Origin of the sequence: Crossiella sp. SN42, from assembly GCF_023897065.1 — a bacterium.
Lineage (GTDB): Bacteria > Actinomycetota > Actinomycetes > Mycobacteriales > Pseudonocardiaceae > Crossiella.
This window is the reverse complement of the sequence record NZ_JAMHIV010000058.1, coordinates 27532-43529: the sequence shown is the minus strand read 5'-3', so window position 1 is coordinate 43529 and position 15998 is coordinate 27532. Positions and strand designations below refer to the sequence as shown.

The window sequence follows — 15998 nt, the reverse complement described above, 5'->3', positions numbered from 1 at the left end:
CCGGGAGGCCGGGAGGCCGGGAGGCCGGGAGGCCGGGAGGCCGGGAGGCCGGGAGGCCGGGAGAAAGCGGAACCCGCACCACGCTGGTCCCGCAACAAGTACGCACCGTGGGGGTCCGGGGGGCTCGGCCCCCCGGGTCGACAAACCGATGGCCCCGGCGAGCGCACAAAGCGCGAGCACGGGGCCATCAGCCAGCGGTGGCGGTGGGATTTGAACCCACGGAGGGCGTGAACCCTCACACGCTTTCGAGGCGTGCTCCTTCGGCCGCTCGGACACGCCACCGCCGAGAACAATACCGAACGACCACGGGGAAACCGCAATCGGGTTCCGCAGGCCTCTGAGCTGCTACTTCTGGAACTTGTCCTTGATGTCCTTGACCGCGTCGGCCGCCTTGTCGCGGACGTCGTGCGCGGTCTCCTTGGCCTCGCCGGCGAGCTGGTCGCGCTTGCCCGCGGCCTCCAGCTCCTCGTTGCCGGTGACCTGGCCGATCTTCTCCTTGGCCTGGCCGACCAGCTGCTCGGCCTTGTCCTTGGCCTTGTCGAACACGCTCATGGCGGCTCCCTTCGCGCTGTGGTGGCACCGGCCCCGCACCGGGCCACTCACCTCGTACGGAGTGCCCGAATTCCGTTCGCGTCACGCCGATGTGAGCGGCCTCACCCGTACCGGTGGTCCCGGAAGAACTTTTCGAGCAGGGCCGCGGACTCCTCGGCGAGCACGTCACCACGCACTTCGGGGCGGTGGTTGAGCCTGCGGTCGCGCAGCACGTCCCACAGCGAGCCTGCCGCGCCGGTCTTGGGTTCCCAGGCGCCGAAGACCACTCTGGCGACCCTGGCCAGCACGATCGCGCCCGCGCACATGGTGCAGGGCTCCAGGGTGACCACCAGGGTGCAGCCGTCCAGGCGCCAGCCGTCGCCGTGGGCCGCCGCGGCGGCGCGCAGGGCGAGGACCTCGGCGTGTGCGGTGGGGTCGGCGCTGGCTTCGCGGGCGTTGTGCGCGCGGGCCAGCTCCCGGCCGTGCTGGTCCAGCACCACCGCGCCGATGGGGACGTCTCCGCTGGTCAGGGCACCTCGTGCGACCTCTAGCGCGGTGCGCATGGCTGCCAGGTCCGCCGCCGATGGCGGCAGGGTCACTGCTGCAGCCGCTCGGTGATCTTGCTCAGCTCGTCGGCGAACCCGCAGCGCTGGGCGATCATGGTGAGCTGCTCGTCCGGGTACAGGTCGATGTCGTCGACGATCAGCTGCAACTCGGGTTCGGGCAGGCCGAGGTCGGTGAGGATGGTGAAGTCGCCGGCCGGCCAGATGTCCTCGTCGTCGGGGTCCGGCGGCTCGACCCTGAGCAGGTCGAGCACGTCCGCGGCCACGTCGTAGTCGAGTCCGGAGCCCGCGTCGGAGAGCAGCAGCGCCACTCCGGTCGGCGCCGGTCTGATCAGCACGAAGAACTCGTCGTCGACGGCGAGCATGCCGAAGACGGCACCCGTCGACCTGATCCTGCGCAACTCGGTGATCGCCGCGTCCAGGTCAGCCAGCGCCGCACTGTCCATCGGCGTACACCGCCAACGGCCTTCCTCACGCACCACCGCAACCGCGAAGCCGATAACCGGCTCCTGCACCGCCATGGGGCACACGTTATGCGCATAACGCTTAACCCGAAAGCACTATCCCGCGTACGCGGCGTGGCGTGGCAAATGACGGTGTCCGCGCGTCCCGCTGACAGGCGACACTGTCCCCATGAGCGCCCCCGTGCACCCCGCGGACGCCCGGCTCGCCGGCGTCCTGCACCAGGCCCGCGAACTCCAGCCGAGGACGGTCGCGCTGCGCCGCCGGATCCACCGCCACCCCGAGCAGGGCCTGCGCCTGCCGAGCACCCAGGCCGCGGTGCTGGCCGAGCTGGCCGACCTGCCGCTGAGCACGCACACCGGCGAGTCCACCACCTCGGTGGTGGGGGTGCTGGAGGGCGGCAAGCCGGGCCGGACGGTGCTGCTGCGCGCGGACATGGACGCGCTGCCGCTGACCGAGGACACCGGCCTGGAGTTCGCCTCCGAGACCCCCGGCACCATGCACGCCTGCGGCCACGACACGCACGTGGCGATGCTCGCCTCGGCCGCGCGCCTGCTCAGCGCCCGCCGCGCGGAGCTGGCCGGGCAGGTGGTGTTCATGTTCCAGCCCGGTGAGGAGGGTCACCACGGGGCGAAGTACATGCTGGACGAGGGGCTGCTGGAGGTCACCGGCAGCAGGCCGGAGCGGGCGCTGGCCATCCACATCACCTCGACCCTGGACAGCGGCATGTTCCAGTCCCGGCCGGGGCCGATCATGGCCTCCTCGGACATCCTGAACGTGACCGTCACCGGCCGCGGCGGGCACGCCTCGGCCCCGCACGACGCGCTGGACCCGATCCCGGCGGCCGCGGCCATGGTCGGCGCCTTGCAGACCATGATCACCCGCAAGGTCAGCGTGTTCGACCCGGCCGTGGTCACCGTGGCGCACATCAAGGCGGGCACCACCAGCAACATCATTCCCGAGGTCGCGCACCTGCAGGGCACCATCAGGGCGCTGTCGGAGCCCACCCGCAAGCTGGTGCACGAGGAGGTCCGCCGGGTCTGCGAGCATGTGGCCGCCGCGCACGGCTGCACCGCCGAGGTCGAGGTGGTGCTCGGCTACGGGGTGACGGTCAACGACGAGGTGGTCGGTCCCGGCGTGGTGGACCTGGCCGCCGCGGTGCTCGGCCCCGCGCACGCCGCGCCGATGCTGGACCCGCTGATGGGCGCGGAGGACTGGTCCTACGTGCTGAACGAGGTGCCGGGCGCGATGGCCTTCCTCGGCGCCTGCCCGCCCGGCACGCCGGTGGCCGAGGCCGCGCCGAACCACTCCAACCGGGTGATCTTCGACGAGGCCGCGATGGCGCACGGGGTGGCCATGTACGCCGGGTTCGCGCTGGACGCGCTGCGGTGACCTTCCCCCAGAAGGCCGAGCCGGAGGAGCTGGCCCGGCGGGAGTTCCTGGCCGTCTGCGTGCGCGACGAGCTGGCCGCGGCCGGACTGGCGGTGGTGCCGAAGACATTCTCCGGCGACCTGTACCCCGGCGCCGAGGTCAGCGTGGACCCCGGCCGGGACGAGATCGGCGGGGTGCACGTGGACTGGGTGGTCAGCCCCCGGCTGCGCGCCTGTGCCCGGCGAGCGGTGAACAGCGGCCGGTTGGACGATCCGGCGATCGGCTACTCGTACCGGATCGGTGCGGCGATGGTCGCGGCGATGACCGCCATCCTGCGGGAGGCCGGGTACACCGTTCAGCCCAGCCGCGACGAGTACCGGATCGGCGAGCTCCAGGTCACCGCCGGTCCTGGACCGGAGGTCACACCGGTGTGGGCGCTGACCGACGAGGAGCTGCGGCCGAGCGCCTCTCCCGCGAACCAGGCAGACAGCGCGGGGAACCCGGGGTAGCAAACGCTGCGGACGTGGGCAGCGGAAGGATGGGCGAATGCATTCGGTGTGTGTGCTCGGGCTCGGGCTGATCGGCGGCTCGGTGCTACGGGCGGTCCGGTCGGCCGGGTACCCGGCGTGGGGCGCGACCAAGTCCGAGGTGGACACAGCCGCGGCGCTGGCCGACGGCTACCAGGCCGAGGCGAGCGTGGCGGACGCGCTGCGCCGGGCCGAGGACGAGGGTGCGCTGATCGTCCTGGCGGTGCCGCTGACCGCGCTGGAGGAGGTGCTGCGGCAGGTCCGCGCGCTCGCCCCGTCCTGCCCGCTGACCGACGTGGTCAGCGTCAAGGGGCCGGTGGCCGAGGCGGTGGGCCGCATCCTGCCCTCGGCCCGCTACGTCGGCGGGCACCCGATGGCCGGGTCCACCGAGTCCGGCTGGGCGGCGGGCTCGGCCGAGCTGTTCCGCGGCGCGCCCTGGGTGGTCACCGCCGAGGAGGAGACCGACCTGACCAGGTGGGCGCAGGTGGCCAGGCTGGCCATCGCCTGCGGTGCGCACGTGGTGCCGGCCACCCCTGAGCAGCACGACGCCACGGTGGCCCGGATCTCGCACCTGCCGCACCTGTTCGCCGCGGTGCTGGCCGCGGTCGGCGCCGAGGGCGGGCCGCTGGCCTGGTCGCTGGCCGCCGGTTCCTTCGCCGACGGCACCAGGGTGGCCGGCACCCGGCCCGAGCTGGTCAGGGCGATGTGCGAGGGCAACCGGGGCGCGCTGCTGGAGGCGCTGGACGAGGCGCTGGGCAGGCTGGGCGCGGCCCGCGGCTCGCTGGCCTCCACCGGCGGCCTTGCGGTCACCGTGGACGCCGGGTTCGAGGCCCGCCGCGGCTTCACCAGGGCCCCGGAGAGCGCGCCGATCGAGGTGCGGATCGACCTGAAGGACCCCAATGCCCTGGACGAGTTGCTCGACCTTGGCACACTGGGTGGCCGGATCACCTCGATCGAGGACGAGATGGCCATCGGAACGGAACTGGGGAGCACGTGACCGACCTGCCCGGCCTGCAAGCCACCTGGGACAACCTGGGTAAGGAAGATCCCTACTGGGCGGTGCTCTCCGATCCGGAGCGCAGGCACAACCAGTGGGACCACGACGAGTTCATGGCCACCGGGCGCCGCCACGTCGAGGCCGTCGGCGGCTGGCTGGCCGGGCTGGACCTGGAGCTGGGCGGCCGGGTGCTGGACTTCGGCTGCGGGCTGGGCCGGTTGAGCAACGCGCTGGCCGAGACCGGCTGCCAGGTGGTGGGCGTGGACATCGCGCCCTCCATGGTCGAGCAGGCCAAGGCGATGAGCCGGTTCCCGGAGCGCACCGAGTTCATCGCCTACGACGGCCGCGCGCTGCCGTTCCCGGACGCCAGCTTTGACGGGGTGCTGAGCCTGATCGTGCTCCAGCACATCCCGCCGCTGCCCAAGGTGGCCAGCCTGCTGGAACTGGTCAGGGTGGTCCGGCCGGGCGGGGTGCTGGTGCTCCAGCTGCCCAGCCACCGCACCAGTCCGCTGCCGGTGCCGGAGGGCTGCCAGGCCGGGCTGGAGGTGCTGGCCGCGCCTGCCCAGCTGCGGCCGGGCCAGCAGGCCGAGGTGCGGGTCAGGGTCAGCAACCTGAGCGAGCACCCCTGGCACTTCTCACCGAACCTCCAGCTCGGCAACCACTGGCTCGCCGACGGCGCGACCGTGGTCAGCGATGACGGCCGGACCCCGCTGCCGATGTCCGGCGTGCCCGCAGGCCAGTCGGCGGTCGTCACGCTGACCGTCACCGCGCCGGCCGAGACCGGCGACTACGAGCTGGAGCTGGACCTGGTGCTGGAGCAGGTGGCCTGGTTCCACGGCCTCGGCTCGGCGACCGTGCGGGTCCCGGTCGAGGTCAGCGCACAGGTGGCCCAGCCGGTCGCGCCACCGGCCGCCGAGGAGGTCGGCGACGAGGCGCCGCTGGTCGAGCCGGACCCCAGCGGCATCGAGATGTTCCCGCTGCCCGCCGAGCTTTTCCGCGACTTGCTGGAGCACGTGGGCTGCCGGGTGGTCCGCTTGGTCGCCGACGAGCTGGGCGGTCCGGAGTGGAGCAGTTACACCGCGGTGGTGCAACGCCTGTACTGAGCCGCCTCCCACGCCTAACGTGGGCGGATGGAACCTCGGTCGCGGGTGGCGGTGGTGTTGGGCGCCGTTGTGCTGCTGGCCGGGGCGGTCGTGGTGATGCGGGGCACCGGCGAGGAGCAGGGCGAGGAGCCCGCGTTACCGCCGTACCGCACGATGACCGAGTTCCGGGCCGACGGCGTGCTGCTGCCGGGACCGCAGGCGAAACCGCAGGCGCCGACCGGGTTGAACGTCCAGCCGGGGTCGCGGCGGCTCCAGCTGAGCTGGCAGGGCGAGGCCGCCGGATACGAGGTGACCTGGGGCCACGAGCGGCGGACCAGGCTGGTCGCGGAGCGCTCGGCGCAGTTGGACGGGCTCACCGACGGCCTGGCCCACCCGGTCGAGGTGCGCGCGGTGGACGCCTTCGGGCAGCGCTCCGACCCGGTGCGCGGCGCGGGCACACCGCGTACGGCCGAGGACGGCTTCAGCTTCGTGGACCGGTTCGACGGCACCGAGGACGAGGTCGCCTCGCGCTGGCAGCTGGTGCAGCGGCCCGGCTGCGCGTGGACCGGGCTGGCCACGGGCCGGCTGGTGGTCAGCGCCAACTGCGGCGAGCGGCCCACCGGCCTGCGCGCGCGGACCCCGCTGCGGCTGCGCGCCGACGGGGGCGGGGTGGTGCTGGAGACCGACGCGCCGGAGCCGAGGGACCGGCTGACCGTGGACTTCGTGCCGGGACCGGTGGACGTCGTCGGCGAACGGCGGCTGCCACCGGGCTCGATCAGGGTGGAGCTGACCACCGAGGGCGTACTGGTGCGGCATCCGGGCGGTGAGGCGCGGCTGCCCGGCCTGCCCGCACCGCCGATCGGGCGCTCGCAGCGCTGGGAGCTGGTGTTCACCGCGACCGAGCTGCGGGTGCTGCGGGACGGCAACCTGCTGGGTCGCACGCCGGTGGTCCGGTCCTGGCAGGAGGCCACCGTGCTGCTCGGCTTCGCCGGGCGCGGCAGCGGGGTCACCGACGTGTTGCTGGACCTCATCGCCTTCGACGGCGAGCCCGCTCCCAGCCCGCCGCTGAGGGTCACCCCGAGGGTGCTGACCGACCATCCGCGTCCGGCGGGCGGCGGCGCGCCGGAGGGCACCAGGCAGCTGCTGGGCACCGAGGGCGCGCTGCTGCGGGTGGCGGTGCGGCCGGCCGCCGACCCGCCGGTGCTGCCGAGGTTCACCGCCTCGGTCAACGGCGCCGACTACCCGCTGCGGCCGGTGTTCCCCGACCTGCCGCCCGACCGGCACAGCTGGTTCCCGCTGGTGGCGGACCTACCGGCGGCCGCGCTGGCGGTCGACCGGGACCGCTACCTGCTGGCCGTCCAGCTGCGCCAGGACAACCCGGAGCTCAAGGTGGAGCACGGCCCGGCCTCGCTCGACCTGCGCCCGGCCGCCGGGCTGGCCGCGGACCAGCCACCGCCCAACCGCGCCGACCAGCGGCTGCCGCGACCTGGCCCGGTGCTGGCCGAGCCGAACGCGACCCTGCTGGACGCCGCGGGCCGGCCGGTGCCTGCCGGGGAGCCGGTGAGCCGGGGCCGGATCGTGCTGGACATCCGGCTGGACGGCCTGGCCGGGCAGGTCGCCGCCGGGGAGCTGGCCGGACTGGCCGGGCTGGAGGTGCGGCTGGACGGGGACCGGCTGGCCGCGCTGCCCACCGCCAAGGACGGTCCTGGCGTGGCCGGGTCCTGGCGGATCGCGCTGAGCCTGGCCGGCGCCATCGCCACCGGCCCGCACACCATCGAGGTGCGCGCGGTGGGCACCAGCTGGGACACCCCGGCTTCCTACGCGTACGTGCCGTTCTCGGTCGCCCGCCAGTGATCTCCGCTCGTCGGTGATCTCACAGCGGCGACGCGAGAACGGCTCGCATGGTCCAGCATGGGGGGTATGCCCGCACTGATCCTGGATGCCGCTCGCACCCCGTTCGGCCGCTACCGCGGTGGCCTGTCCGAGGTCCGGGTGGACGACCTGGCGACGTTGCCGATCACCGAGCTGCTCCGGCGGCACGGGCCGGACGGCAGCGGGCAGCTGGATCCGGCGCGCATCGACGACGTGATCTACGGCGATGCCAACGGCGCCGGTGAGGACAACCGGAACGTGGCCAGGATGGCCGCGCTGCTGGCCGGGCTGCCGGTGACCGTGCCGGGGGTGACCCTCAACCGGCTGTGCGCCTCCGGCGGCGAGACGTTCGTGCAGGCCAGGCGGGCCATCGTGGCCGGGGACGCGGACCTGGTGGTGGTCGGCGGCGTGGAGGGCATGAGCCGGGCCCCGTTTGTCATGCCGCGCCCGGACAAGGGGCTGCCGGACCGGATGGAGGTGGTCTCCACCGCGCTGGGCTGGCGGCTGGTCAACCCGAGGATGCGCGCGGAGTGGACGGTGCCGCTGGGCCTGGCCGCCGAGCAGGTGGCCACCGGGCTGAACATCACCCGCGAGGAGATGGACCTGTTCGCGCTGCGCTCGCACCGCAGGGCCGCGGCCGCCTGGGACGCCGGGGTGCACGACGGCTTCGTCTTCCCGGTGCTGGCCCCGGAAGGCCCGCGCTCCACCCAGATCGTGCGCAGGGACGAGTCGGTCCGCTCGGACACCTCGGAGAAGAAGCTGGCCCAGCTCAAGTCGGCCTTCTCCGCCGACGGCCCGGTCACCGCGGGCAACTCCTCACCGCTGAGCGACGGCGCGGTGGCCGCGCTGGTCGGCACCGAGGCCGCCGCCACCGAGCTGGGCGTGCAGCCGCTGGGTGAGATCGTGGCCGGCACGGTGGCCGCGGACGAGCCGCACCGGTTCACCCTGGCCCCGGTGCCCGCGATCCGCCGCCTGCTGCTGCGGCTGGGCGTGCGCGCGGAGAACGTGGACCTGTGGGAGATCAACGAGGCCTTCGCCGCGATGGCGCTGTCCGTGCTGCACCACCTGCCCGAGGTGGACCGGGACCGGGTCAACGTGCACGGCGGCGCGATCGCCTACGGCCACCCGCTGGGCGCCTCCATGCCCAGGGTGATCATCGACCTGTGCCGCCACCTGCGTCAGCGCGGCGGCGGCCTGGGGATCGCGGCGGCCTGCGTCGGCGTCGGCCAGGGAGTGGCGATCGCGGTCCGGGTCTAAATCCGGCCGGAAATACCTGGGTAGTCGAGCACCACGGCGTCCTCGCAGACGGTGATGTCCGCGGTGAAGCCGAGGTGGGAGAAGTTGACCACCGACTCCTGCTCGCTCACGCTCACCGTGCGGTAGGTCTGGTGCACGACCTTGAGCTCCAGCTCCGGCAGGGACACCCAGAGCACCGGCATGGTCGCCTCGCCGGCCTCCCGGTGCAGCTGGTGGCGGCGGATCGGCAGGGTGTTGAACAGCACGCAGAACTGCACGTCCACCTCGGCCGCGCCCTGGAACTCATCCCGCTGCGGGCCCTGGCCGCGGTCGTAGAGCCAGAAGCCGTCGTGCGAGCGGCTGAAGGAGATCTGGCGCTCGTGCTCGGCGGTGGTGCTGCGCACGAGTAGGCGCTTGACCTCGCCCGCCTCGTTCACCCCGACCTCGTAGGAGGCGCTGAACGCCCCGGTCTCGGCGTTGGCGGCGACGATGAGGCGGCCGGTGCCGCGGAAGCGCAGGCCCTCGGCCAGCACCAGTCGCGCGGACTCCAGGCTCGGCAGGTCATGACCCCGCCAGGTGACCATCTTCTGCCGCCGGACGGTAGCTGTGGAGTTCACCTGTTCCTGCACGCGATCGAGCGTACTCGACCTTGAACGGCCCTCCTATGGTTAAGTAGTCGCTGCCGCCGCCTGGATACCGCTGGTAACCAGGAGGTCCCCGCCCATGACGCGAACACTTCGCGCCCTGTTGCCCGTGCCGCTGATCGCAGCCGCGCTGGTGACCACCCCCGTGGCCGCCGCTGCCCCGGAGGCGAACCTGAGCAAGGCCGCGCCGCGGTTCGACGTGATGACACCGGCCGCCACGGTGGCATCCCGCACCGACCGCCGCCCGATGGCCGGCGCGGTGTACGACAAGGTCACCGACCAGACCATCGCCACCTGGTCCGGTCAGCACGCGCACAACTACGTGCAGGCCTACGACCACAAGAAGAAGACCTGGACCGCGCCGCGGCAGATCGCCGACGGCGAGTCCGACCCGCACAACTACCCGACCATCATCCAGGCCGACGACGGCTACCTGCTGGTCTTCCAGGGCATGCACAACAAGTCCCTGCGGCTGACCCGCTCCCCCAAACCGCGCTCGGTCGAGGGCGACTGGACCCAGGCCACCATCGCCGAGGGCGCCGCGGCCAGCTACCCGATGCCGTTCAAGACCGCCAACGGCACCATCTACGTCTTCTTCCGGGAGACCTCGCAGGAGCTGGACCCGAGCAAGCCCACCGACTTCCGCCCGATGCGCTACGTGGTCTCCACCGACAACGGCCGCAGCTGGCGCAACTCCGAACAGCTGACCGGGCAGCGGTTCGCCATCGGCTCGACCAGCCGCGCGGACCACATGGACGAGATCTACATCGGCCAGCTGCGCTACGAGCCCGCCTCGCTGGGCAACCGCGAGCGGGTGCACATCGTCTACACGCTGGCCGGCGGCGGGCCGGAGGGCCACAAGCACGACCGCTACCACCGCAACATCTACTACGCCTGGTTCGATCCGGCGAACCGGCACTTCTACTCCGCCTCCGGCCGCGACCTGGGCACCCAGATCGACGACGCGGACCAGGAGCAGCGGCTCAAGATCGTGGAGACCCCGCTGGCACTGCCCGGCGGGATCAAGTCGCCGGACTACATCCAGCAGGTCGGCGTCGCCGGCGGCAAGCCGTTCACGCTGTGGTTCGAGACCGACAACACCGGGCTGTGGCACAACAAGGCCGCGGTGTTCGAGGGCGGAAAGTGGGTGGTCACCGAGGTGGCCACCGGCTACCGCACCAGGGAGATCGAGCGGCTGGACGGCAACACCTGGCGGGTCTACGCCACCAGGGACGCCAAGCCGGACATCGAGACCTTCCTGCTGCGCGGCGGAAAGCACTGGAGCCCGGAGACGGTGATCCGCACGCCGAAGCCGGTGCAGCGGGTCGAGGTGGTGACCGGGTTCCGCGATCCGGCCCGGATCCTGGCCACCGGCGCCGCCAGCGACCGCAACGTGGCCGTGGCCGACGGCGACATCTACGTGGCCGGACCGCCCCCGGCGCGCTGCCGCCTGGAGCTGCCGATCCTGGGCTGTGTCCTGCGAAAGTCCTGAGGCACAAGGAGAAGCTGCGCCGGGCTCCCCCGTTGGGAGCCCGGCGCAGCCGGTCTAGCTAGTCAGTTGCTCAGGCGCGCTTCCTGCGGCGCTGGAGCACCAGGGCGAGCGCACCGCCGCCGAGGAGCACCACGCCGACCAGCGACAGGGTGATCACCGAGGCGCCGGTGTTGGCCAGGCCGCCGGTGTTCTTCACCGGGGGCACCGGGCTGGTGGTGGTGGCCGGGATCTCCGCCTTCGACGTGGTCGTGGTCGGAGCCGGGGTGGTGGTGCTGGTGGTCGGCTTGGTGGTCGGCTGACCGGCCTTCCACGTCACGTTGGCCTGCGCGGCCAGCTTGGCGTTGGTCGCCTGGGCCAGGATCAGGGTCTGCGAGGGCTTGCCGTCGTTGGCGACGAACAGCCGACCCTTGTCGATCTTGGTGGTGGCTTCCAGCTTGAAGCTCGCCTTGCCGGCGGCGGCGTCAGCCGGCACGTCGACGAAGATCTCCTGGCCGTTGGCGGCCTCGGTGAGCTCCTTGCCGGCCTTGTCCACGACCTTGACGCCCTTGGGCGCGTCCGCGGTGAGCTTGATCTTCTCCGCGGTGGACTTGACCGTGAACGGGCCGAGCTTGCTGCCGGCGGCACCGGCGAGCTGGTCCGGGGTCAGCTCAAGCGAGGGCTTGGGCTGCTCCTTCATGCCGACGTTCTTCTCGCCGGTCAGGTACTTGTACACCGCCTTGACGTCATCGGTGTTGTTCGCGTGCAGGCTGACCTTGTTGCTGTAGTGCCAGATCGCGGCCTGGGTGCCCGCGATGGCCTCGTTGTTGTCGAGGTCGGCGCCGACGGTCTTGCCCAGCTCGGCCAGCCCGATGGTCGGGTAGGAGTGGTGCAGGATCCAGTTGACCTTGTCAGGGCTGGACTTGAAGTCCGACTGGTTGTCGTGGCCCTTGCTGTCGGCGCCCGGGTACTTGCTCCACGGGGCCTCGATCATCTGCGCGTTGTCGCGCACGCCGACGGTCAGCTCGACGCAGTAGGTCTTGAGCGCGGTGCCGTCGGCCAGCCGGAGGCCGATCAGCAGGGTGGGGATGGAGCTGCCGTCGTTGAGGCGCACGTGCATCGTGCCCTCGTTGGCGGACTTGTCGACCTTGGCCTTCGTCTGCGCCATGGCCGGGAGTGCGGAAACCAGCGAAATCGCGGTCGCAGTGAGGAGCACCGCGCCAAGGCGCGCGGCGCGCAACCGAGATGTCATAACTCTCCTTCCCGCCGGAAGTGTGGGAACTCCCAGAACGGGCATGTGGGGATACGAGGTGTCAGCGCTGGTACTCACCCGGACGTGGGCCGCATCGGGGCGCGATCGGGGCGAGAACGCGACGGACAGTACCGCCGGGGTCCAATGGGTCTCCCCCAGGGGTGGGTACACAATCCCTTACCGAGCGCAATCAAACATTACGCCATTCGGCCTAATTCATTGGTCTTGCCAGCGGCCCTATCACAGCCATTTGACCTCGCATTATGGGGTAGCGTTACTTCTGAACAGAAGAAAGTCCGCTACAGTGCGAAACTGGCTGGACCGGCAGACGCTAAACCTCGCCGCGACCACAGTTACGATTTCGGGATCTCACCGAGATCAATCCGTTAGCGAAGTCATCCGCGTTACCTACCGCGAATGCGGCGAAGCCCACACCGGCCAGCGGTGTGGGCTTCGCGTCAGATTCGCGTGGCGGTACGCCTCAGAGGGCGCGAACCTGCTCCGCCTGCGGGCCCTTGGGGCCCTGGGTGATCTCGAACTCTACCGGCTGGTTCTCTTCCAGGGTCCGGTAACCGTTGCCCTGGATAGCACTGAAGTGGACGAAGACGTCCGGACCGCCATCAGCCTGCGCGATGAAGCCGAAGCCCTTCTCGCCGTTGAACCACTTCACAGTGCCCTTAGCCATCTGCTCTCCCTGATTGCACTCTTCACGACCTACACCTCGCAGGCCAACAGCTGCCGCAGGCAGGCCGGTGCGATGAAGGGAGAGATGCCTCCCGAACGCGCGAGCCCGCCGGTCAAAATTCCTGCGGGCGCTTCACAACGTTCGAGGAAAAGATGACTGCATCCAACTGATGGGACCAGTCTACCACAGAAAGCAAAGAACTGCCGACAGGCGGCAGTTCTCAGCGTGGCGCGCTCGGCAGGATTCGAACCTGCAACCTCTTGATCCGTAGTCAAGTGCTCTATCCGTTGAGCTACGAGCGCATCATTCTTCAGTTGTGGCCTGACCGAAGCCAAGCACTGCGGAGGCTCCGGGATTTGAACCCGGGAGGGGGTTGAAGCCCCCAACCGCATTAGCAGTGCGGCGCCATAGACCAGACTAGGCGAAGCCTCCCGGGGCCTTGTGGGGCCGCCGGATCAGTACTTTACACACCCCCGAGCCATCCGCCAAAACGGGGGGTCATCAGGGGCCGGAGCAGGGCGTTTACCGCCCTGCCCCGGCTGTCCATCGCGGATTCCCATGATCGCGGACGACCCGTGCGTCCGGACCATCCCCTGCGTCCACCCGGTCCCACGTCCGGTGGACACGCCGAGACGGTTTCACCCGCCGCGCAGGCTTGGCAACACTCGATCGGATGACACTTCGGTAATTCCCTTACCGAAGCCGTCAGCCCACGTCACGGGGTGGTTCCGGCGGCCCTGGCGGCCAGCTCCTCGAACGGCCGCAGCGCCTCGGGGTTGGTCAGCGCGTCCCGGCTGACCGCACGCTCCGGCGGCATGCCGGCCAGGATCTTCTTCACCGGCACCTCGCACTTCTTGCCGTTGAGCGTGCGCGGCACGTCGGTGATGGCCAGGAACCGGTTGGGCACGTGCCTGGGCGAGAGCGCGCCACGCAGCTCCGCGCGCAGCCTCGGCTCCACCTCGGCCAGCTCGGCCCCCGGCGCCAGCACCAGGAAGCACAGCAGCTCGCCATCGGTCTGACCAGCGCCGGAGGTGTCGATGACGAGCGAGTCGAGCACCTCCTCGAAGCCCTCGACCACCCGGTAGAACTCGCTGGTGCCCATCCGCACGCCGCCGCGGTTGAGCGTGGAGTCACTCCGGCCGTAGATCACGCAGGACCCGCGGGGTGTGATCTTGATCCAGTCGCCGTGCCGCCAGATGCCCGGGTAGGTCTCGAAGTAGGCCTCGCGCAGCCGGCTGCCGTCGGCGTCCCGCCAGAAGAACACCGGCATGGACGGCATCGGCTGCGTGATCACCAGCTCGCCGACCTCGTCCAGCACCGGGTTGCCCGCCTCGTCGTAGGCGGCCACCGCGGCGCCGAGCATCCGGCAGGAGATCTCGCCCAGCCACACCGGCACGTCCGGCGCCGCGCCGACGAAGGCGGTGCACAGGTCGGTGCCGCCGGAGACGCTGGCGATCTGGATCCGCTCACCGACGTGCTCGGCCAGCCAGGCGAAGCCCTCGGGGCTCAGCGGGGCGCCGGTGGAGCCGATCACCCGCAGCGCGGACAGGTCGTGCTGCTCGGCCGGGCGCAGGCCCTGCTTGAGGCAGGACTGCACGTACGGCGCGGAGGTGCCGAAGTAGGTGACCTTGAGCTGCTCCACGATCCGCCACAGCGCGCCGAGGTCGGGGTGGCCGGGGCTGCCGTCGAAGAGCACCACGGTGCAGCCCACCAGCAACCCGGAGACGAGGTAGTTCCACATCATCCAGCCGGTGGTGGTGAACCACAGGAACCGCTCGCCCGGCCCCAGGTCCCCGTGCAGGGCAAGGGCTTTGAGGTGTTCCAGCACGATGCCGCCGTGGCCGTGCACGATGCCCTTGGGCAGGCCGGTGGTGCCGGAGGAGTAGAGGATCCACAGTGGATGGTCGAAGGGCACCGGGTCGAACTCCAGCGGCGCGCCCTGGTGCCGCGCCAGCAACTCGGCCCAGTCCTGGGTCTCCGGCACGGTGGCGCCGTTGCCCAGGTAGTCCACCAGGACGGTGGCGCGCAGCCCCGGGATCTCCTCGCGCAGCCGCTCCACGGTCGGCCTGGTGTCGAAGGACCGTCCGTTGTAGACGTAGCCGTTGACCGCGATGAGCACGGTCGGCTCGATCTGGGTGAACCGGTCGGAGATGGCCCGCGCGCCGAAGTCCGGCGAGCAGGAGGACCACACCGCGCCGAGGCTGGCCGCGGCCAGGAAGGCGATCAGGGTGTCCGGCGAGTTCGGCACCAGCGCGGCCACCCGGTCGCCCTGGCGCACGCCCAGCTCGCGCAGACCTGCCCGCGCGGCAGCAACCCTGGCGCGCAGCTCGCCGTAGCTCAGGCGGGCGCTCAGGCCGTCCTCGCGGACGAACTCCACCGCGGGGTCGGCCTCACCCTTGCCCGGACCGGGCCGCAGCGCGTGCTCGGCGTAGTTGAGCGTGCTGCCGGGGAACCACTCCGCGCCGGGCATCTCGGCCGAGCCGAGCACCGCGCTGGGCCGCTGGTGGAACTTGACGTCCAGGAAGTCGGCCAGCGCGCCCCAGAACGCGGGCAGGTCGGTGGTGGACCACTGCCACAGCGCGGAGTAGTCGGCCAGGTCCAGTCCGTGCTGGGTGCGCAGCCAGCCGCGGAAGGCGGCCAGCCTGCTGGCTCCGACCCGACCGGGTTCGGGTTGCCACAACAGGTCCGGCACTCCGGCGCCATTGCCGGGCGTGGTGTCGGTCATGTCTTGAGTTCCTAGCCGATCGCCGCCGATCAGGCCAGGTGTGGTGAGCAGCGTCCCAGAACGCCGAACGACCCCGCGCCGAGGTCTCCGGCCGGGGTCGCGTGGCTGAGGGTGTGTCCGCCCGGTCGCATCTGCGATAGCCGCGCCGGTTCGGCCGCTGACGGCACGGCCGGAACACCCGAATACGCCCGGTATGAGGGCGTCCCGGCCGCGCCGTCAGCGGCCGAACCGATCACGACTCTCGCAGACGCGACCGGGCGGACACACCCACCGCAGCGTGCGGGATCAGCCCCAGCGCTTGACGTTGCGGGACTCCGCGTCCTGGTAGTTCTGGTTGGCGCTCTCCAGCGCCCGGCCGATCTGGGCCAGCACGCTCTTGAGGTCCTCGTAGGAGGAGTCCCAGCGCTGCTGGTGCACCTGCCACGCCTCGGCCGCCTTGCCGGACCAGGTGGCCGCGGTCGGGGCCAGGTTGGCCTTCAGGTCGCCGAGCAGCCGCTCCAGCTCACCGGAGGTGCTGCGGACCTTCTCCGCGGTGTTGCCCAGCTGCTCGAAACTGACTTCGATTTCGCCGCTCATCGTCTTC

The 15998-nt window shown here is 71.3% G+C and carries 15 protein-coding genes and 3 tRNA genes; 7 read left to right on the top strand and 11 right to left on the bottom strand.

The window, feature by feature from the left end:
* Window positions 1-195: 195 nt before the first annotated feature.
* The 4 genes from M8C13_RS42455 to M8C13_RS42440 form a co-directional block, all read right to left on the bottom strand.
* Window positions 196-282 (bottom strand) — tRNA-Ser (locus M8C13_RS42455).
* Between the two features lie 63 nt (window positions 283-345).
* The gene (locus tag M8C13_RS42450; RefSeq protein WP_252486510.1) at window positions 346-552 is read right to left on the bottom strand and encodes a CsbD family protein; all 207 of its coding nucleotides are present in this window, start codon (window positions 550-552) and stop codon (window positions 346-348) included.
* Between the two features lie 101 nt (window positions 553-653).
* A complete protein-coding gene (locus M8C13_RS42445) occupies window positions 654-1094 on the bottom strand; it encodes a nucleoside deaminase (protein ID WP_252486509.1) in 441 nt (146 codons plus the stop codon).
* A gap of 32 nt (window positions 1095-1126) precedes the next feature.
* Entirely contained in the window at window positions 1127-1615 is a 489-nt protein-coding gene (locus tag M8C13_RS42440; protein ID WP_252486508.1) for a tRNA adenosine deaminase-associated protein, read from the bottom strand.
* A 112-nt stretch (window positions 1616-1727) separates the two neighbouring features.
* Here M8C13_RS42440 and M8C13_RS42435 point away from each other — a divergent pair, with 112 nt between their 5' ends.
* From M8C13_RS42435 to M8C13_RS42410, 6 genes are all read left to right on the top strand, one after another.
* A complete protein-coding gene (locus M8C13_RS42435) occupies window positions 1728-2948 on the top strand; it encodes a M20 family metallopeptidase (protein ID WP_252486507.1) in 1221 nt (406 codons plus the stop codon).
* The gene (locus tag M8C13_RS42430; RefSeq protein WP_252486506.1) at window positions 2945-3436 is read left to right on the top strand and encodes a hypothetical protein; all 492 of its coding nucleotides are present in this window, start codon (window positions 2945-2947) and stop codon (window positions 3434-3436) included. The genes M8C13_RS42435 and M8C13_RS42430 overlap by 4 nt, the downstream gene beginning before the upstream one ends.
* Before the next feature lie 37 nt (window positions 3437-3473).
* Window positions 3474-4451, top strand: a complete 978-nt coding sequence (locus tag M8C13_RS42425; protein WP_252486505.1) for a prephenate dehydrogenase — start codon at window positions 3474-3476, stop codon at window positions 4449-4451.
* Window positions 4448-5554 carry a class I SAM-dependent methyltransferase gene (locus M8C13_RS42420; RefSeq protein WP_252486504.1) on the top strand — a complete coding sequence of 369 codons (1107 nt, stop codon included), beginning with the start codon at window positions 4448-4450 and terminating at the stop codon, window positions 5552-5554. Before M8C13_RS42425 ends, M8C13_RS42420 begins: the two co-directional genes overlap by 4 nt.
* A gap of 27 nt (window positions 5555-5581) precedes the next feature.
* Window positions 5582-7387, top strand: a complete 1806-nt coding sequence (locus M8C13_RS42415; protein WP_252486503.1) for a hypothetical protein — start codon at window positions 5582-5584, stop codon at window positions 7385-7387.
* A 66-nt stretch (window positions 7388-7453) separates the two neighbouring features.
* Complete coding sequence (locus tag M8C13_RS42410; RefSeq protein WP_252486502.1) at window positions 7454-8662, top strand: thiolase family protein; 1209 nt, start codon at window positions 7454-7456, stop codon at window positions 8660-8662.
* Here M8C13_RS42410 and M8C13_RS42405 read toward each other — a convergent pair.
* Complete coding sequence (locus tag M8C13_RS42405) at window positions 8659-9270, bottom strand: putative glycolipid-binding domain-containing protein (protein WP_252486501.1); 612 nt, start codon at window positions 9268-9270, stop codon at window positions 8659-8661. The two genes, M8C13_RS42410 and M8C13_RS42405, sit on opposite strands and share 4 nt — an antisense overlap.
* A 94-nt stretch (window positions 9271-9364) precedes the next feature.
* Between M8C13_RS42405 and M8C13_RS42400 the strand changes: the two genes are divergently transcribed.
* Complete coding sequence (locus M8C13_RS42400) at window positions 9365-10777, top strand: BNR-4 repeat-containing protein (RefSeq protein ID WP_252486500.1); 1413 nt, start codon at window positions 9365-9367, stop codon at window positions 10775-10777.
* A gap of 70 nt (window positions 10778-10847) precedes the next feature.
* Here the strand turns inward: M8C13_RS42400 and M8C13_RS42395 are convergent, their stop codons facing one another.
* From M8C13_RS42395 to M8C13_RS42370, 6 genes are all read right to left on the bottom strand, one after another.
* Window positions 10848-11921, bottom strand: a complete 1074-nt coding sequence (locus M8C13_RS42395) for a thioester domain-containing protein (RefSeq protein ID WP_252486499.1) — start codon at window positions 11919-11921, stop codon at window positions 10848-10850.
* Between the two features lie 565 nt (window positions 11922-12486).
* Complete coding sequence (locus M8C13_RS42390) at window positions 12487-12690, bottom strand: cold-shock protein (protein WP_252486498.1); 204 nt, start codon at window positions 12688-12690, stop codon at window positions 12487-12489.
* A 226-nt stretch (window positions 12691-12916) separates the two neighbouring features.
* Window positions 12917-12992 (bottom strand) — tRNA-Arg (locus tag M8C13_RS42385).
* 39 nt (window positions 12993-13031) lie between these two features.
* Window positions 13032-13122: transfer RNA gene (locus tag M8C13_RS42380), tRNA-Ser, on the bottom strand.
* Window positions 13123-13405: 283 nt separating this feature from the next.
* Window positions 13406-15415, bottom strand: a complete 2010-nt coding sequence (locus tag M8C13_RS42375) for an acetoacetate--CoA ligase (RefSeq protein WP_252486497.1) — start codon at window positions 15413-15415, stop codon at window positions 13406-13408.
* Window positions 15416-15700: 285 nt separating this feature from the next.
* Complete coding sequence (locus tag M8C13_RS42370; protein WP_252486496.1) at window positions 15701-15991, bottom strand: WXG100 family type VII secretion target; 291 nt, start codon at window positions 15989-15991, stop codon at window positions 15701-15703.
* Between the last annotated feature and the right edge of the window lie 7 nt (window positions 15992-15998).